Source organism: Erwinia persicina, assembly GCF_014838825.1.
Lineage (GTDB): Bacteria > Pseudomonadota > Gammaproteobacteria > Enterobacterales > Enterobacteriaceae > Erwinia > Erwinia persicina_A.
In genome coordinates, this window is the sequence record NZ_JACYMO010000008.1 from 59297 (window position 1) to 75510 (window position 16214).

Annotated in this window: 21 protein-coding genes; 11 read left to right on the plus strand and 10 right to left on the minus strand. The window is 53.2% G+C overall.

The features are described 5' to 3' along the window. Positions 1–122: 122 nt before the first annotated feature. Genes hpf through IFU29_RS17245 form a run of 8 tightly spaced genes read right to left on the minus strand, consistent with a single transcriptional unit; the run spans position 123 to position 6305 of the window. On the minus strand, positions 123–410 hold the full coding sequence (gene hpf / locus IFU29_RS17210; protein ID WP_062744486.1) for a ribosome hibernation promoting factor: 288 nt from the start codon (positions 408–410) through the stop codon (positions 123–125). 22 nt (positions 411–432) lie between these two features. After that, a complete protein-coding gene (gene rpoN / locus IFU29_RS17215) occupies positions 433–1866 on the minus strand; it encodes an RNA polymerase factor sigma-54 (RefSeq protein WP_191935005.1) in 1434 nt (477 codons plus the stop codon). 48 nt (positions 1867–1914) lie between these two features. Next, positions 1915–2640 (minus strand): LPS export ABC transporter ATP-binding protein, encoded by a 726-nt coding sequence (gene lptB, locus IFU29_RS17220; protein ID WP_191935006.1) that lies wholly within the window; start codon positions 2638–2640, stop codon positions 1915–1917. Between the two features lie 5 nt (positions 2641–2645). Continuing rightward, positions 2646–3194, minus strand: coding sequence for a lipopolysaccharide ABC transporter substrate-binding protein LptA (gene lptA, locus IFU29_RS17225; RefSeq protein WP_191935007.1), 549 nt, complete (start codon positions 3192–3194; stop codon positions 2646–2648). Continuing rightward, positions 3166–3741, minus strand: coding sequence for an LPS export ABC transporter periplasmic protein LptC (gene lptC, locus IFU29_RS17230; RefSeq protein ID WP_191935008.1), 576 nt, complete (start codon positions 3739–3741; stop codon positions 3166–3168). Before lptC ends, lptA begins: the two co-directional genes overlap by 29 nt. Next, a complete protein-coding gene (kdsC, locus tag IFU29_RS17235; protein WP_191935009.1) occupies positions 3738–4304 on the minus strand; it encodes a 3-deoxy-manno-octulosonate-8-phosphatase KdsC in 567 nt (188 codons plus the stop codon). The genes lptC and kdsC overlap by 4 nt, the downstream gene beginning before the upstream one ends. 18 nt (positions 4305–4322) lie before the next feature. After that, entirely contained in the window at positions 4323–5309 is a 987-nt protein-coding gene (gene kdsD, locus IFU29_RS17240) for an arabinose-5-phosphate isomerase KdsD (RefSeq protein ID WP_191935010.1), read from the minus strand. A 15-nt stretch (positions 5310–5324) separates the two neighbouring features. Next, positions 5325–6305 (minus strand): calcium/sodium antiporter, encoded by a 981-nt coding sequence (locus tag IFU29_RS17245; protein ID WP_191935011.1) that lies wholly within the window; start codon positions 6303–6305, stop codon positions 5325–5327. A 228-nt stretch (positions 6306–6533) separates the two neighbouring features. Between IFU29_RS17245 and mlaF the strand changes: the two genes are divergently transcribed. The 7 genes from mlaF to murA all read left to right on the plus strand — a co-directional run bounded on the left by mlaF (position 6534) and on the right by murA (position 11458). After that, the gene (gene mlaF, locus IFU29_RS17250) at positions 6534–7355 is read left to right on the plus strand and encodes a phospholipid ABC transporter ATP-binding protein MlaF (RefSeq protein ID WP_191935012.1); all 822 of its coding nucleotides are present in this window, start codon (positions 6534–6536) and stop codon (positions 7353–7355) included. Next, entirely contained in the window at positions 7355–8137 is a 783-nt protein-coding gene (gene mlaE / locus IFU29_RS17255) for a lipid asymmetry maintenance ABC transporter permease subunit MlaE (protein ID WP_191935013.1), read from the plus strand. Before mlaF ends, mlaE begins: the two co-directional genes overlap by 1 nt. Before the next feature lie 4 nt (positions 8138–8141). Beyond that, positions 8142–8702, plus strand: a complete 561-nt coding sequence (gene mlaD, locus IFU29_RS17260; protein ID WP_191935014.1) for an outer membrane lipid asymmetry maintenance protein MlaD — start codon at positions 8142–8144, stop codon at positions 8700–8702. Further along, a complete protein-coding gene (gene mlaC, locus IFU29_RS17265; protein WP_191935015.1) occupies positions 8702–9337 on the plus strand; it encodes a phospholipid-binding protein MlaC in 636 nt (211 codons plus the stop codon). Before mlaD ends, mlaC begins: the two co-directional genes overlap by 1 nt. Further along, positions 9337–9633 (plus strand): lipid asymmetry maintenance protein MlaB, encoded by a 297-nt coding sequence (gene mlaB, locus IFU29_RS17270; RefSeq protein ID WP_191935016.1) that lies wholly within the window; start codon positions 9337–9339, stop codon positions 9631–9633. The genes mlaC and mlaB overlap by 1 nt, the downstream gene beginning before the upstream one ends. Positions 9634–9861: 228 nt before the next feature. Next, complete coding sequence (gene ibaG, locus IFU29_RS17275; protein WP_062744541.1) at positions 9862–10116, plus strand: BolA family iron metabolism protein IbaG; 255 nt, start codon at positions 9862–9864, stop codon at positions 10114–10116. Between the two features lie 79 nt (positions 10117–10195). Continuing rightward, the gene (murA, locus tag IFU29_RS17280) at positions 10196–11458 is read left to right on the plus strand and encodes a UDP-N-acetylglucosamine 1-carboxyvinyltransferase (RefSeq protein ID WP_191935017.1); all 1263 of its coding nucleotides are present in this window, start codon (positions 10196–10198) and stop codon (positions 11456–11458) included. 49 nt (positions 11459–11507) lie between these two features. Here the strand turns inward: murA and IFU29_RS17285 are convergent, their stop codons facing one another. Together IFU29_RS17285 and ispB are read right to left on the minus strand one after the other, a co-directional pair. Next, positions 11508–11768, minus strand: a complete 261-nt coding sequence (locus IFU29_RS17285; RefSeq protein ID WP_191935018.1) for a helix-turn-helix domain-containing protein — start codon at positions 11766–11768, stop codon at positions 11508–11510. 308 nt (positions 11769–12076) lie between these two features. Further along, positions 12077–13051 carry an octaprenyl diphosphate synthase gene (gene ispB / locus IFU29_RS17290; protein ID WP_191935019.1) on the minus strand — a complete coding sequence of 325 codons (975 nt, stop codon included), beginning with the start codon at positions 13049–13051 and terminating at the stop codon, positions 12077–12079. 255 nt (positions 13052–13306) lie between these two features. Between ispB and rplU the strand changes: the two genes are divergently transcribed. From rplU to cgtA, 4 genes are all read left to right on the plus strand, one after another. Further along, the gene (gene rplU / locus IFU29_RS17295) at positions 13307–13618 is read left to right on the plus strand and encodes a 50S ribosomal protein L21 (protein ID WP_062744470.1); all 312 of its coding nucleotides are present in this window, start codon (positions 13307–13309) and stop codon (positions 13616–13618) included. Between the two features lie 15 nt (positions 13619–13633). Continuing rightward, positions 13634–13891 (plus strand): 50S ribosomal protein L27, encoded by a 258-nt coding sequence (gene rpmA, locus IFU29_RS17300; RefSeq protein WP_013204035.1) that lies wholly within the window; start codon positions 13634–13636, stop codon positions 13889–13891. A gap of 113 nt (positions 13892–14004) precedes the next feature. Then, positions 14005–14991 (plus strand): EamA family transporter, encoded by a 987-nt coding sequence (locus tag IFU29_RS17305; protein WP_191935068.1) that lies wholly within the window; start codon positions 14005–14007, stop codon positions 14989–14991. Further along, positions 14988–16169 (plus strand): Obg family GTPase CgtA, encoded by a 1182-nt coding sequence (gene cgtA / locus IFU29_RS17310; RefSeq protein ID WP_191935020.1) that lies wholly within the window; start codon positions 14988–14990, stop codon positions 16167–16169. Before IFU29_RS17305 ends, cgtA begins: the two co-directional genes overlap by 4 nt. Positions 16170–16214: the final 45 nt, after the last annotated feature.

The following is a 16214-nucleotide window of genomic DNA, read 5'->3' on the forward strand; positions in this document are numbered from 1 at the left end:
AGTCAAGATTAACATGCTGTATTGATTAACGGCTCGTATTCCCGGAAGAATACGAGCCGATACCGCTTTCAGCTTAACCTTTAAAGGGGTGGCTGCTGAAAAACCATCAACGCATGGTGAATTTAGTGTTGTTTAAGCTTGTCTTTATGTTTATTTAACTGGCGAGTCAGCTTGTCAATCAGCCCGTCAATCGCCGCGTACATATCTTTATCTTCCGAGGTGGCGTGCAGCTCCCCACCGTTCACATGCAGCGTAGCATCTGCAATCTGTGTCACTTTCTCCACTTTCAGCACAATATAGACCTGATTAATGCGATCAAAATAATGTTCCAGTTTGGCAAACTTTTCAGTCAAAAATTCGCGCAGTGGTTCGGTGATTTCTACGTGTTGTCCAGTGATATTGAGCTGCATAGTGTCTTCCTTCTCAGTTCGTTCAGACCAGCTGTTTGCGCTGGTTTGATGGCGGGATGGATAAAGACTCTCGGTATTTTGCCACAGTGCGCCTTGCTACCATAATCCCCTGTTCGGAAAGCATGGAGGTCAGCTTGCTGTCGCTGAGTGGTTTGACGGGATTCTCCGCCGAGATTAACTTTTTCACCAGCGCACGGATAGCCGTGGATGAGGCTTCGCCTCCGCCCTCGGTGTTGACGTGACTGGAGAAAAAATACTTCAGTTCAAAGATGCCCCGTGGGCTGTGCAGATATTTCTGGGTGGTCACACGGGAAATCGTCGATTCATGCATTTCAACAGCACTGGCAATATCGGCCAGCACCATCGGGCGCATATGCTCTTCGCCCTGCTCAAAAAAGGCCTGCTGCTGCTCAACGATGCAGCGTGTCACTTTCAGCAGCGTGTCATTACGACTTTCCAGGCTTTTAATCAGCCATTTCGCTTCCTGCAGGTTACTGCGTATAAACTGCGAATCACTGTCGCTGCGTGAGCTGGAGCCTAACGACGCATAGTGCTGATTGATTTTCAGGCGCGGCACGCTGTCGGCATTGAGCTCAACGGTCCAGCGGTTACTGATTTTACGTACCAGCACATCCGGAATGACATACTCGGGTTCCTGAGTATTAATCGACTGCCCTGGACGCGGGTCAAGGGTCTGTATTACCTGCATAGCACCTTTGAGCACCTCTTCCTTAAGGCGGGTGACGCGCATCAGACTGCGGAAGTCATGATTCGCCAGCAGATCAAGATGCTCGCTGGCAATCAGACGCGCTTCTTTCAGCAGGGGAACATCGGCCGCGAATTGTGACAGCTGAACCAGCAGGCAATCGCGTAAATCACGAGCGCAGACGCCGACCGGATCAAATCGCTGTACACGTTTCAGCACGGCTTCCACTTCGTCGATAGTCAGCTCATCGCTGCCCATACTTTCCAGAATTTCTTCCAGCGAGGCCGTCAGATACCCCGTATCGTCCACCGCATCCACAATCGAGGTGGCGATCGCCCGGTCAGTGTCGGTGAACGGCGTCAGTTCTACCTGCCACATCAGATAGTCCTGCAGTGTCTGGGTGGTTTCACCCTGATAGACGGGCAGTTCATCATCGTGGTAATCCGTCCCGGTACCGGACGGGGTCCCTGCGGTATAAATTTCGTCCCAGGTGGCGTCCAGCGGCAGTTCTTCAGGCATGTCCTTCTGTTCCAGCGCTTCCCGGGTATCCAGCGCTTCAGTTTCCTGATATTCGCGGGTATCGACTTCTTCATGAATGTCGGTTTGTTCAAGCAACGGGTTACTTTCCAGCGCCAACTGAATTTCCTGCTGGAGCTCAAGCGTAGAGAGTTGCAGCAGGCGAATGGCCTGCTGCAACTGTGGCGTCATGGCAAGCTGTTGACTGAGCCTGAGTTGTAAACCTTGCTTCATGTTCAGAGTCTTAATTCCCCAGAAAACTTACCGAATGCAAACACCTTATCAGAGTCTGAACTCTTCGCCCAAATAGACACGCTTAACTTGTTCATCGGCCAGGATCGCTTCCGGGGTGCCGTGGGCGATCAAATGCCCCTGGCTAACGATATAGGCACGCTCACAGACTGCCAGCGTTTCACGGACGTTGTGGTCGGTGATCAGGACACCCAGCCCGCTGTCGCGCAGGTGTTCAATGATCTTTTTAATATCAATAACGGAAATCGGGTCAACACCGGCAAAGGGTTCATCCAGCAGGATGAACTTCGGATTAGCCGCCAGCGCGCGGGCAATCTCGACACGGCGGCGTTCACCGCCAGACAGCGCCTGACCCAGGCTGTCACGCAGGTGCTCGATATGGAACTCTTCCAGCAGCTCATTCGCACGATCTTCACGCTGTTCGCTGGTCAGGTCGTCACGGATCTGCAGCACCGCCATCAGGTTATCAAACACGCTCAGACGACGGAAAATGGAGGCTTCCTGTGGCAGATAGCCAATACCACGACGCGCGCGGGCGTGCAGCGGCAGAATACTGATGTCTTCATCATCGATGATAATGCGGCCGGCATCGCGGGGTACGATGCCAACGACCATATAAAACGTTGTGGTTTTACCTGCACCGTTTGGGCCAAGCAGACCCACGATTTCGCCAGACTTGACCTGCAGGCTGACATCTTCAACCACGCGACGGCCTTTGTAGGCCTTCGCCAGGTTTTCCGCAATTAAGGTTGCCATGTTCGTTAGTTACTCTTTTTCTGACCGTTTGACGGTGTGCCTTTGTCCTGCAGCTGTGACGGCACCAGTACGGTAGTGACACGCTTGCCGGAACTGCCAAAGGCCTGCATTTTTTGCTCTTTCACCAGATAGGTAATGCGATCGCCTTTAACATTACTGTCCAGCTGTTCCAGATAGGCGTCACCGGTTAACTCCACCAGGTCTTTGGCCAGCTCGTAATGCATTTTTTGCGCGTGGCCCTGGACGGGTTTACCGCTGTCCTGCATCTGATAGAACGTCGCCGGGTTGCCGTAGGCATCCACAATGGTTTTATTACTGTCGCCGCCCGGACGGGTCACCACGACTTTATCCGCCGTAATTTTAATCGTTCCCTGGGTCACAATGACTTTACCGGTAAAGGTGGCCACGTTGCCCTGCATGTCCAGCGCCTGATTTTCCGAGTCAACGTTGACCGGTTTTTCTGAGTCACCGGTCAGGGCAAAAGCCGGAACGCTCGCCGCGAACAGGAGGGTAGCAGTCAGTAATTTAAGGCTTTTGTTCATTTTGAATTTCATAAGATGTTTTGACCTTTTCAATCAACTCGGCAGTTTTCTTCCGTAAATTCCCACGCATCTTCATACCTGTAGAGTTAAAGCTGCGGCCATAAAGTGTGACCTGATCGTCAGAGGTAACATCCTGCGTCGTCAGGTTGATCTGAGCGTTATCCGTTTTGATACGCTCAAGCTGTGTGTCTTTTGTCAGGCTGTTCACTTCAACATGCCCGTAAAGATACAACATGCGATCGTTCGTCAGTTTGGCCTTATCCCCCCGGACCGACCAGGTGGGCACCTTATTCTCGTCGTACGTTGTCATTACCGGATTGTCGAACCAGCTCACTGCGTCGGCTGAGAAATAGGTCACTTTGTCTGAGACCAGCTTATAGCTCAGTGACCCCGCAGGGTTATAAACGACCGTATGTGAATTATCGCTCATATACGTCGGTTCATTGTTGCCATTGTTTACCGCGTCGTCATTGTCATCCGTCGCAGTCAGATTCCAGCCGATCAGCACAATGGCGATCAGTGCCAGAATCAGCGTTATCCAGCGTCTCGTTTTACTCATACAGACTGCCCTTTGGCCTCATCAAACTTACCCTGTGCAATCAACAGAAGATCGCAAATTTCCCGCACTGCACCACGGCCACCCGCAATCCGCGTCACATAGTCGGCGCGCGGAAGGAGAACGGGATGGGCGTCAGCAACGGTAACGCTCAGGCCGACTTCGGCCATAACTGGCCAGTCAATCAGGTCATCGCCGATATAGGCAACCTGTTCAGCACTGAGTGACAGTGTATCCAGAAGTTCACGGAAGGCCAAAAGCTTATCAGTCTGTCCCTGGTAAAGATGAGTAATCCCCAGTGTGGCACAGCGATCTTCCAGCAGTTTGGCTTTACGGCCGGTAATAATCGCCACCTCTATGTCGCTGGTTAGCAGGCAGCGGATACCGTAGCCATCACGGACGTTGAAGGCTTTCAGCTCTTCACCGCTGTTGCCCTGGTAAATCACGCCATCCGACATCACACCGTCCACATCGCAGATCAGCAGTTTGATTTTCTGCGCGCGGGAGATGACCTGCTGGCTAACCGGGCCGTAGCAGGTCGCTACGGTGGCTGATGAATCACTCATTGATCTCGACTTCCTTTGTTAAACAACGCCGGCCCGCAGCATGTCATGCATATGCACCACGCCCAGCAGAGTGTCGCCATCGGCGACCATCACGCAGGTAATATTCTTACTCTGCATCAGATTCAGTGCATCGACAGCCAGCGTATTGGGCCGGACGCGGATACCGCCCGGCGTCATGACACTTTCAATGCCGGCACGCTGGATATCGATGCCCATATCAAACACGCGGCGTAAATCCCCGTCGGTAAAGATGCCTTCGATTTTCATTAAATCGTTGCAGATTACCGTCATCCCCATGTTTTTACGTGTTATTTCCAGCAAGGCATCTCGCAGTGAGGCATCGCGACTCACATGCGGCATATCGCTACCGGAGTGCATGATATCATCAACGCGTAGCAGCAGCTTACGGCCCAGCGCACCGCCAGGGTGGGAGAGTGCGAAATCTTCCGGCGTAAAGCCCCGTGCTTTCAACAGTGCGACGGCCAGCGCATCCCCCATCACCAGGGTTGCCGTGGTGCTGGTGGTGGGGGCAAGGCCCAGCGGACAGGCTTCCTGCGGCACTTTAACACAGAGATGCACATCTGCTGCGCGGCCCATTGCACTTTCCGGCCGTCCCGTCATGCAGATCAACGTAACCCGCAGGCGTTTCAGCACCGGGATCAGGGCCAGAACTTCTGAAGACTCGCCGGAATTCGAGATGGCAATCACGACGTCACTGGGGCTCACCATCCCAAGATCGCCGTGGCTGGCTTCCGCAGGATGAACAAAGAAAGCCGGGCTACCGGTGCTGGCGAAGGTGGCAGCGATCTTCTTCCCCACATGCCCGGATTTACCCATTCCCATCACGACCACTTTACCGGAACAGTGATAGATCAGTTCGCAAGCGCGGGTGAAGTCATCATTGATGTACTGGTCGAGCTGCTCCAGCCCTTCACGTTCAATTCGCAGTACTTCTTTCCCGGCCTGTTGAAAGTCAAAGTCGGGATGGGCAGTGATATGCGCCATAATTCTCCAGTCCTTTTACCAGAAGGTCACTGAGGGGAAGCCATACAGCATTCCTACCCAGACGATAAATCCGCACAGCAACAACGCGCCAGCCAGCCGACCAATGCGGCGACTGCGCTGCAAACAGATCAGTGTGAACACAGCACTGACACCGAGCATCACCCAGTAGTCACGGGCAAAAATAGCGGTGTCGAGCGTACCGGGGTGGATTAGCGCCGGGAGACCCAGCACAATCGCGGTATTATAGATGTTAGAACCAATCAGGTTACCGATGGCGATATCATCTTCACCTTTTAATGCTCCGGCGATGACGGTGGCCAGTTCAGGCAGGCTGGTGCCTACCGAAATGATCGTCAGACCAATCACCAGCTCACTGACGCCAAAATAGTCAGCGATGACCGTTGCGTTATCGATCACCATGCGCGTGGACATCGGCAGCACAATCAGCGCCACCGCCAGCCACAGGAAAGCAACGGTATTGCCCACCTCGTCACGGGGAAGTTCGGCAAGTTGCTCACGCGTCAGCGAATCATTGTTATCGCGTTCAGCCCGGCGGGCAATCTTGATAATAAACCACAGATAGAGTGCCGCGATGGCGATCAGGGCCAGACCATCATTGCGGCTCAGTTCATTATCGAACAGCGTGACGCCGCACAACAGGGTAACCAGCAGCATCAGCGGTAGTTCACGACGCACCAGGTTCGAATGTACGCTTAACGGGTGAAGCAGTGCTGCGCCTCCCAGAATCAGCAAAATATTGGTAATATTCGATCCCATCGCGGTACCGACAGCAATATCCATCTGCCCGTGCGAGGCGGCAGAGAAAGAGACGATCAGTTCAGGCAGCGAAGTGCCGATTCCGACGACGGTCATCCCGATGATCAGCGGCGGGATACCGACAGCACGACACAAAATAGCGGCGCTAAACACCAGACGATCGGCTCCATAAACCAGTAAGACTAAACCGATAATCAGTAGTGCTGTAGCGACGAGCATGAAGTGTCCTTTTAATGAGGTATTATCGTCAAAGGCGGCTAGCGGCAACGACGTCAGGCAAGGTCATTTTAGTGGCCATGATTTTGACGATCTCAGGACAAAAAGTAAAACTTATGCCAGCTTTAGCTACGCAACAGAGGTAAGTTTCTGTAAAAATGCCCGGTCCGAGGGTTAATACGTTACCATCGGGAGTAAATTAATCGTCTTAGAATAGAGGTCGAGGTAACTATGAGCCAGACGGAGATGAATCTGGTGGATGTCCAGGGGGTGAGTTTTTCCCGTGGCAACCGGCTGATTTTCGATAACATCTCGCTTACGGTGCCCAAAGGAAAAGTGACCGCTATCATGGGGCCCTCCGGCATTGGTAAAACCACGTTGCTGCGTCTGATTGGTGGTCAAATCCCGCCAGATAGTGGCCAGATCTGGTTTAACGGTGAGAATATACCTACGCTGTCCCGTTCGCGGCTTTATGAGGCGCGAAAAAAAATGAGCATGCTGTTCCAGTCAGGAGCCTTGTTTACCGATTTAACGGTATTTGACAACGTAGCATGGCCGTTACGGGAACATTCCAAATTACCGCTGCCGTTGTTGAACAGCACGGTGATGATGAAGCTGGAAGCCGTTGGGTTGCGGGGGGCGGCAAATCTTAAGCCCTCCGAGCTGTCAGGGGGGATGGCGCGGCGTGCTGCGCTGGCGCGTGCTATCGCGCTGGAACCCGACCTCATCATGTTCGACGAGCCGTTCGTCGGGCAGGATCCCATTACTATGGGCGTACTGGTCAAATTAATCGATGAGCTGAATCACGCTTTAGGCGTGACCTGTATTGTCGTTTCCCACGACGTGCCTGAAGTGCTCAGTATTGCTGACTACGCGTATATCATTGCCGATCAAAAAGTGATTGCGCAGGGTACCGCGCCAGAATTACGTGAAAATAATGATGCCCGTGTTCGACAGTTTATTGATGGCATTGCCGATGGGCCAGTGCCGTTCCGCTTCCCGGCAGGGGATTATCTGCAAGATTTGGTCGGCTCAGGGAGGGTGAAAGACTGATGTTTTTACGCGCACTGGCATCACTAGGGCGACAAGGGATTAACACCTGCGCCTCCTTCGGCCGTGCAGGGCTAATGTTATTCCATGCGTTATTTGGCATTCCCCGCTTTCGTAAACATACGCCGTTACTGATAAAACAGTTATATAGCGTTGGCGTACTGTCATTACTGATTGTCCTGGTTTCAGGGTTGTTCATCGGTATGGTGTTGGGTCTGCAAGGTTATCTGGTATTGAAAACCTACAGTGCTGAAACCAGCCTGGGAATGATGGTGGCGATCTCTCTGCTGCGCGAACTGGGACCGGTGGTCACCGCGCTACTGTTCGCCGGGCGTGCCGGGTCGGCGCTGACCGCTGAAATTGGGTTAATGAAAGCCACCGAACAGCTTTCCAGTATGGAAATGATGGCTGTTGATCCGCTACGTCGCATCATCTCACCGCGTTTCTGGGCGGGGGTGATCAGTATGCCGCTGCTGACCCTGATTTTTGTCGCAGTCGGCATTCTTGGTGGCGGACTGGTGGGGGTCAGCTGGAAGGGGATCGACCCCGGGTTCTTCTGGTCAGCGATGCAGAACGCGGTCGATCTGCGCACCGATATTATCAACTGCGTGATCAAAAGTGCCGTTTTTGCGGTGACCGTGACCTGGATTGCGCTGTTTAACGGCTATGACGCCATTCCGACCTCTGAAGGGATCAGTCGGGCAACGACGCGTACCGTAGTACATGCCTCACTGGCAGTGCTCGGTCTGGATTTTGTGCTTACGGCACTGATGTTTGGGAACTGATTCGATGCAAACGAAAAAAAGCGAAATTTGGGTAGGTGCCTTTTTAATGCTGGCGCTATGCGCGATTATTTTTCTCTGTCTGCGCGTGGCTGACCTTAAATCACTCGGCAACGAGCCCACCTGGAAGCTCTATGCGACTTTCGATAATATCGGTGGTCTGAAAGCCGGTTCACCGGTGAAGGTGGGCGGTGTGGTGATCGGTCGTGTGGTGGATATCAGCCTCGACCCGAAAAATTACTCGCCTAAAGTGACCATGGATATTGAAGATAAGTACAACAATATCCCTGATACCAGCTCACTGGCGGTGCGCACTTCGGGTCTGTTGGGTGAACAATATCTTGCCATGAATATCGGTTTTGACGACCCGGAAATGGGCACTGCTACACTGAAAGATGGTGGTACGATTCAGGACACGAAGTCCGCTATGGTACTGGAAGACCTGATTGGGCAATTCCTGTACAAAAGTGGCAGTGGTGACGACAAAGACAAAAATGCAGCTGCCACGGGCGAACAGCCTGCAGCAGAATCTGCACCGGCAGCGAACAATCCAGAAGAGGTTAAATAATGTTTAAACGTTTACTGATGGTCGCGATGCTGATTGTCGCTCCCCTGGCGGCAAATGCGGCCGCGGATCAAACCGATCCCTACAAATTAATGGGAGAGGCAGCGGAAAAAACCTTTACGCGTCTCAAAACGGAACAACCTAAAATCAAGCAGGATCCAAACTATCTGCGTCAGATCGTTCGTGATGAACTGTTGCCGTATGTGCAGATTAAATACGCCGGTGCACTGGTGCTGGGCCGCTACTACAAAGATGCTACGCCTGCGCAGCGTGAGGCTTATTTCAAAGCCTTTGGTGATTACCTGGCCCAGGCATACGGTCAGGCACTGGCCATGTATAACGGACAGACCTACCAGATCGCCCCGGCGCAGCCACTGGGCGATGCCAATATTATTGCCATTCGCGTAACGATCATTGACCCGAATGGGCGTCCGCCAGTCCGCCTGGACTTCCAGTGGCGTAAAAATAGCGTGAGCAACCACTGGCAGGCGTACGACATGATTGCTGAAGGCGTCAGCATGATCACCACGAAACAGAATGAGTGGAGCGATATCCTGCGTAAGAAAGGCATTGATGGATTAACAGAACAGCTGAAATCCTATGCTAACCAACCGATTACTCTTAATAAGCAGTCGTAATGAGCGATCAACTGCGTTGGGAGGTGGAGTCGGATACTCTGCGCCTCTCGGGAGAACTGGAGCGCGAAACGCTGTTACCCCTGTGGCAACAGCGTGATGCGGTGATGCAGTGGGTTGAGACGATAGATGTCTCCGGACTGGAGCGCGTTGACTCAGGTGGGCTGGCTTTGCTGGTTCACCTGCGACAGATTGCCATACAACGGGGGCGCGTTCCCCGGTTTACCGGCATTACGGATAAGCTCCGATCGTTGATCACACTGTATAACTTGCAGAAAATTATCCCGGGCAGTGAGTAAATCACTGCGGCAGGTGTTTCCCACCTGACCTTAGCGGAACATCATGAGTTTGCTCATTTTTACCCCAGGAACCGGCTCCCCGGTTCCTTCCTCCCTGCATCGTCTGAGTGGTTATCCCTTCCCGTTTACGCTTTTTCTCTTACCCCAGGCATTTTTTGCTTGTTTAAGAGTGGGGCAGATTCCACTAAGATGTGTGCCTGTTTAATATCAAGTGAATTTGAAAGCATCATGGAAAATAGTGAAATTCAGTCCGTGCTGATGGGCGCGTTACCGCTGCAGGAAGTCCACGTAACGGGTGATGGCAGCCATTTCCAGGTTATCGCCGTGGGTGAGCTGTTTGGTGAGTTGAGCCGCGTTAAGAAACAGCAGACGGTTTACGCCCCCCTGATGGCATATATTGCGGATAATCGCATCCATGCGGTGTCCATCAAGACTTACACCCCTGAAGAGTGGGCGCGCGACCGTAAGCTAAACGGTTTCTAAGCTGTGCAGAGCTTACCCCGCCTCGCGTGGTGAGCGTCTGCGCAGCAGATTTTTTGACTGACAACAGAGAGCAGTTGCAATGGATAAATTTCGTGTACAGGGTCCGACCCGACTGAGTGGTGAAGTCACAATCTCCGGCGCTAAAAATGCCGCATTGCCGATCCTGTTCGCTGCTTTGCTGGCTGAAGAGCCGGTAGAGATTCAGAATGTCCCGAAACTGAAAGACATCGATACCACCATGAAACTGCTCAGTCAGTTGGGTGTGAAAGCGGAACGCAATGGTTCCGTGCATCTGGATGCCAGTGACGTCAATATTTTCTGTGCGCCTTATGATTTGGTGAAAACCATGCGTGCATCTATCTGGGCCCTGGGGCCGCTGGTGGCGCGTTTTGGTCAGGGGCAAGTATCACTGCCTGGCGGTTGTGCGATCGGTGCCCGTCCGGTTGATCTGCATATTACCGGTCTGGAACAGCTTGGCGCAGAGATTAAGCTGGAAGAGGGCTATGTGAAGGCCTCAGTCAATGGCCGTCTCAAAGGCGCACATATCGTGATGGATAAGGTCAGCGTTGGCGCGACCGTGACCATTATGAGTGCCGCGACCTTGGCTACCGGGACCACGATTATTGAGAATGCTGCACGTGAGCCGGAAATCGTTGATACCGCCAACTTCCTCAACACCCTGGGAGCCAAAATCACTGGTGCAGGCAGCGATCGCATTACCATCGAAGGCGTAGAGCGCCTGGGGGGTGGTGTCTATCGCGTACTGCCTGACCGTATCGAAACCGGTACGTTCCTGGTGGCTGCTGCCATTTCCGGCGGCAAAGTTGTCTGCCGTGCGGCTCAGCCGGATACGCTGGATGCGGTACTGGCCAAACTGCGCGAAGCGGGTGCCGAAATTGAAGTGGGCAGCGACTGGATCAGTCTGGATATGCACGGTAAACGGCCAAAAGCGGTTAACCTGCGTACGGCACCTCATCCTGGCTTCCCGACCGATATGCAGGCGCAGTTCAGCCTGCTGAATCTGGTGGCGGAAGGAACCGGGGTGATCACTGAAACCATTTTCGAAAACCGCTTTATGCATGTGCCTGAACTGGTGCGTATGGGCGCACACGGTGAAATTGAAAGTAATACGCTGATTTGCCATGGCGTAGAGAAACTTTCTGGCGCCCAGGTGATGGCGACCGACCTGCGTGCCTCCGCCAGCCTTGTGCTGGCAGGCTGTATTGCGGAAGGCACGACCGTGGTCGATCGTATTTATCATATTGACCGGGGATATGAGCATATCGAAGACAAGCTGATTGCCCTCGGTGCCAATATTCAGCGCGTCAGCGGCGAAGAGTAACTTTTTCAGCAGTAAAACGAGGGTCGGTAGCGAATACCGGCCCTTTTTTTTATCCCCGGATCAGTTTTTTACGGTCAATAAGCTGGTGCGTTACCGGGTCGTAATAACGGCTGGGCCAGATTTCTGCCGGATGAACGTTCAGCGCATCCGCAATGATCCATTCTCCTTTCGGCCATGGACGACACAGCGTATTGGCGAGCGTTGATGAGCTCAAGCCCGCCAGACGCGACTGAGCGGCGAGAGTGGTGCCTTTTTTGCGTAGCGCAGCGATGATGTCGGCAGGATGCCAGTCTTGCGGGGTCTGTTTCATGTGCTTATCCTCCATGTGCACTGTGGTCAGGCAGGGGCAGAATGTTGCCGGTGCCAGCCTGTGGTCGGTATTTCCTGGTAAAGCGACGGGTTATCATTCGCTATAACAGGATATTTATAGCAAATAGTTTCCATTAAGTTCCAGTTAATTTCAGATGTAAGATGCTTTTTTGCGTAACGCTACGCAAAAGTGTCGGTGCGGCGACGGGTAATTTCAGCAAGAAGGGAGAGGAATCGGGTTATGAACAGAGAAGGGGCAGAAAATAAGGAAAGCGCGGACAGTCCGCACTTTCCTTATTGTTTCAGCAACTAAAACTCGCGCTGAACGGACATATGTGCAATCGCTTCGAGCGCACTACGCCACGGAGATTCAGGCAGGATTTTCAGAGCGGCAATGGCTTTATCCGCCTCCTGTTCCGCCGCGCTCCGCGTCCATTCCAGTGATCCACACTGGTGCATCGCTTCCAGAACGGGTTCCAGTAAATGGCGGCCGTTACCGTCTTCGATAGCCGAACGGATCAGGCTGGCCTGTTCTGGTGTGCCGTTACGCATGGCGTGGAGCAGAGGCAGGGTTGGTTTCCCTTCACTCAGGTCATCCCCGACGTTTTTACCCAGCGTTTTACCATCGGCGCTGTAATCCAGCAGGTCGTCGATAAGCTGGAAAGCGGTGCCAATGAAACGACCGTAATCCTGCAATGCCTGCTCCTGCGCCTCGCTGGCCCCCGCCAGAATGGCAGACGACTGGGCGGCCGCTTCAAACAGGCGTGCGGTTTTGCTGTAAATCACCCGCATGTAGCTTTCTTCGGTGATATCCGGGTCATTACAGTTCATCAGCTGCAGGACTTCGCCTTCAGCAATGACGTTGACCGCTTCTGACATCAGCGCCAGCACTCTCAGCGAGCCGAGGCTGGTCATCATCTGGAAGGCGCGCGTATAGATAAAGTCACCGACCAGCACACTGGCTGCATTGCCAAAAGCCGCGTTAGCGGTGGCTTTACCGCGACGCATGTCAGACTCGTCCACGACATCGTCATGCAGGAGCGTCGCAGTGTGAATAAATTCAATCAGTGCCGCGACCGTGATGTGCTGTTTACCGTCGTAGTTATTGATGGCGCGTGCTGCAAGCACTGCGATCATCGGACGAATGCGCTTACCTCCGCCGCTTATAATGTAATAACCCAGCTGATTGATGAGGGATACATCCGAGTTCAGCTGGTCGAGTATTGTCGCATTGACGTCCGCCATATCTTGCGCGGTGAGTTCGTTTATCTGTTCTAAGTTCATCAGTCTGTTCAGCTATCGCTCAGTTCGCTGCTATGATAAGCGCCTTTACCCGTGCCGGTGGCATGAAATGTATGACAGATTGTACTGCAAAAATGCGGCGGTGAAACGCCCCCATTCATGTTGCGTTTTTTTTCTGCAATACAGCGCAACAGACACTTGTCTTTACCGAGGAAGTTGCGTAGAATTCGCGCCCTATTGTGAATATTTATAGCGCAGCCTGAAATCAAAGAAGGCAAGCGCGAGAGCGGAGTTTATATGTACGCTGTTTTCCAAAGTGGTGGTAAACAACACCGAGTAAGCGAAGGCCAGACCATTCGCCTGGAAAAGCTGGACATCGCAACCGGCGAAGTCGTTGAATTCGACCAGGTTCTGATGATTGCCAATGGCGAAGACGTTCAAATCGGCGCGCCTTTAGTTTCAGGCGGCGTGATCAAAGCGGAAATCGTAGCTCACGGTCGTGGCGACAAAATCAAGATTGTTAAGTTCCGTCGCCGTAAGCATTACCGTAAGCAGCAGGGTCACCGTCAGTGGTTCACTGATGTGAAGATCACTGGCATCAGCGCATAACAGGAGATCTGACAAATGGCACATAAGAAAGCTGGTGGCTCGACCCGTAACGGTCGCGACTCCAATGCAAAACGTCTGGGCGTAAAACGTTTCGGCGGCGAATCTGTACTGGCTGGTAGCATCATCGTTCGTCAGCGTGGCACTAAATTCCACGCGGGCACCAACGTAGGCTGCGGTCGTGACCACACCCTGTTTGCTACGGCAAACGGCAAGGTCCAATTCGAAGTTAAAGGCCCGAACAACCGTAAGTACATCAGCATCGTTGCTGAGTAATTAGGTTTTCGTGCCGCGGAACGGCTTTCAGGCCGTTCACTGCTGCGAAAAGAAAAGCCCCGCACTAGACTGCGGGGCTTTTTACATTCTGTCAGGGAACACTGATGTTAGCGATCAAACAGCAGGCAGGAATGGGCATTGCGCTGGCGCTGGTGACCGCTATGAGCTGGGGCTCATTACCGATTGCCATGAAAATGGTGCTACAGGTGATGGACCCATTCACCGTCGTGTTTTATCGCTTTTCCTTTGCAGCCTTAGGCCTGGGCACGATCCTTGCCCTGAAGCGACAGCTGCCGCCGCGTGATTTCTTTCGGCATCCGCGCTGGCTGGTGTGGGTGGTGGTTGCTACCGCCGGACTGGTGGGTAACTTCGTGTTGTTTGGTTCTTCGTTGCAGTACCTCAGCCCTACGGCCTCTCAGGTGATTGCCCAACTGGCACCGCCAGGCATGATGCTGGCCAGCGTCTTTATCCTGAAGGAGAAAATGCGCGGCAGCCAGGTGATTGGCGTGGCCATGCTACTCTGCGGACTGGTGATGTTTTTTAATACCAGCCTGGCAGAGATCTTTACCCGCCTGACCGATTACACTTGGGGTGTGATCCTTGGCGTCAGTGCGGCGCTGGTCTGGGTCATCTATGGGGTGACGCAAAAAATATTACTGCGTCGACTGGGTTCGCAGCAAATCCTGTTTTTGCTGTACACTTTATGTGCAGTGACGTTATTGCCTTTGGCTCATCTTGAACTGATAGGGCAATTAGATAGCTGGCAACTGGGCTGTCTGATTTTTTGTGTGCTCAATACCCTCGTGGGGTATGGCGCACTGGCGGAAGCCTACGCACGCTGGCAGGCGGCGCAGGTCAGCGCAATTGTGACGCTGACGCCATTGTTTACCCTGCTGTTTTCAGAATTTTTATCGCTTGGCTGGCCCGACTTTTTTGCGATTCCGCAGCTCAATACCTTAGGGTTTGTCGGCGCAGTGGTTGTGGTGTCAGGCGCCATGTTTTCCGCAATTGGTCATCGCTTATGGCCACGGCGGAGCAATCCCGTACCGGTGCCATCTGCATCGGGCCACGGGCGTATGAGTGACGGAGAAGTAAAATGAAGTTTGTTGATGAAGCGACGATCCTGGTAGTGGCTGGCGATGGCGGCAATGGCTGCGTGAGCTTCCGTCGTGAGAAATATATTCCACGCGGTGGCCCGGACGGCGGTGATGGCGGTGATGGCGGTGATGTGTATATGCAGGCTGATGAAAACCTCAATACCCTGATCGATTACCGCTTTGAAAAATCTTTCCGTGCGGAACGCGGGCAGAACGGCCAGAGCCGTGATTGCACCGGTAAGCGTGGTATTGATATCGTGGTCAAGGTGCCTGTCGGCACGCGTATTATTGACCAGGGCACCGGTGAAACTCTCGGCGATATGACACATCATCAGCAGAAGATGATGGTTGCCAAAGGCGGCTGGCACGGTCTGGGTAACACCCGTTTCAAGTCATCCGTAAACCGCACCCCTCGCCAGAAAACCATGGGGACGCCGGGCGAAAAGCGCGATCTGCAGCTGGAGCTGATGCTACTGGCCGATGTCGGTATGCTCGGTCTGCCTAATGCCGGTAAATCGACCTTTATCCGTGCGGTTTCCGCGGCCAAGCCAAAAGTGGCTGACTATCCGTTTACTACCCTGGTGCCCAGCCTTGGCGTAGTGCGTATGGACAGTGAGCAGAGCTTCGTCGTGGCCGATATTCCAGGATTGATTGAAGGCGCTTCGGACGGTGCCGGTCTGGGGATCCGCTTCCTGAAGCACCTTGAGCGCTGCCGTGTGCTGCTGCACACCATTGACCTTGCTCCGATTGATGAAAGCGATCCGATTGAGAACGCGCGCATTATCCTGGGTGAACTGGAAAAATACAGCGATAAGCTGTTCCAGAAGCCACGCTGGCTGGTATTCAATAAGGTTGATCTGCTGGATCAGGAAGAGGCGGAAGCGCGGGCTAAAGCGATTGCTGACGCCTTAGGCTGGACGGAGAAATATTATCTGATCTCGGCGGCTAACCGCTCTGGCGTCAACGCGCTGTGCTGGGACCTGATGTCCTTTATCAATGCCAACCCGAAAGAAGCCGAACTGGAAGCGAAACAGCCAGAGAAAGTGGAATTCATGTGGGACGACTATCACCGTCAGCAGCTGGAAGAGACACAGCCTGAAGTTGAAGACGAAGATGATGATTGGGATGACGACTGGGACGAAGACGACGAAGAAGGTGTCGAAACGGTCTATCAGCGTTAACCGACGCGAAAAAAACGGGACGCCTCTGGCGTCCCGTTTTGCTTT

Excerpts from the sequence above, each read along its gene's own strand:
- kdsD (WP_191935010.1), bottom strand. The coding sequence starts at position 5,309 with ATGGCGCATATCACTGCCCATCCCGACTTTGACTTTCAACAGGCCGGG.
- ispB (WP_191935019.1), bottom strand. The coding sequence starts at position 13,051 with ATGAACTTAGAACAGATAAACGAACTCACCGCGCAAGATATGGCGGAC.
- IFU29_RS17245 (WP_191935011.1), bottom strand. The coding sequence starts at position 6,305 with ATGCTCGTCGCTACAGCACTACTGATTATCGGTTTAGTCTTACTGGTT.
- mlaF (WP_191935012.1), top strand. The coding sequence starts at position 6,534 with ATGAGCCAGACGGAGATGAATCTGGTGGATGTCCAGGGGGTGAGTTTT.
- ibaG (WP_062744541.1), top strand. The coding sequence starts at position 9,862 with ATGGAAAATAGTGAAATTCAGTCCGTGCTGATGGGCGCGTTACCGCTG.
- rpoN (WP_191935005.1), bottom strand. The coding sequence starts at position 1,866 with ATGAAGCAAGGTTTACAACTCAGGCTCAGTCAACAGCTTGCCATGACG.
- kdsC (WP_191935009.1), bottom strand. The coding sequence starts at position 4,304 with ATGAGTGATTCATCAGCCACCGTAGCGACCTGCTACGGCCCGGTTAGC.
- lptB (WP_191935006.1), bottom strand. The coding sequence starts at position 2,640 with ATGGCAACCTTAATTGCGGAAAACCTGGCGAAGGCCTACAAAGGCCGT.
- lptA (WP_191935007.1), bottom strand. The coding sequence starts at position 3,194 with ATGAAATTCAAAATGAACAAAAGCCTTAAATTACTGACTGCTACCCTC.
- rplU (WP_062744470.1), top strand. The coding sequence starts at position 13,307 with ATGTACGCTGTTTTCCAAAGTGGTGGTAAACAACACCGAGTAAGCGAA.
- cgtA (WP_191935020.1), top strand. The coding sequence starts at position 14,988 with ATGAAGTTTGTTGATGAAGCGACGATCCTGGTAGTGGCTGGCGATGGC.
- mlaC (WP_191935015.1), top strand. The coding sequence starts at position 8,702 with ATGTTTAAACGTTTACTGATGGTCGCGATGCTGATTGTCGCTCCCCTG.
- IFU29_RS17285 (WP_191935018.1), bottom strand. The coding sequence starts at position 11,768 with ATGAAACAGACCCCGCAAGACTGGCATCCTGCCGACATCATCGCTGCG.
- hpf (WP_062744486.1), bottom strand. The coding sequence starts at position 410 with ATGCAGCTCAATATCACTGGACAACACGTAGAAATCACCGAACCACTG.
- mlaD (WP_191935014.1), top strand. The coding sequence starts at position 8,142 with ATGCAAACGAAAAAAAGCGAAATTTGGGTAGGTGCCTTTTTAATGCTG.
- mlaE (WP_191935013.1), top strand. The coding sequence starts at position 7,355 with ATGTTTTTACGCGCACTGGCATCACTAGGGCGACAAGGGATTAACACC.
- lptC (WP_191935008.1), bottom strand. The coding sequence starts at position 3,741 with ATGAGTAAAACGAGACGCTGGATAACGCTGATTCTGGCACTGATCGCC.
- mlaB (WP_191935016.1), top strand. The coding sequence starts at position 9,337 with ATGAGCGATCAACTGCGTTGGGAGGTGGAGTCGGATACTCTGCGCCTC.
- rpmA (WP_013204035.1), top strand. The coding sequence starts at position 13,634 with ATGGCACATAAGAAAGCTGGTGGCTCGACCCGTAACGGTCGCGACTCC.
- murA (WP_191935017.1), top strand. The coding sequence starts at position 10,196 with ATGGATAAATTTCGTGTACAGGGTCCGACCCGACTGAGTGGTGAAGTC.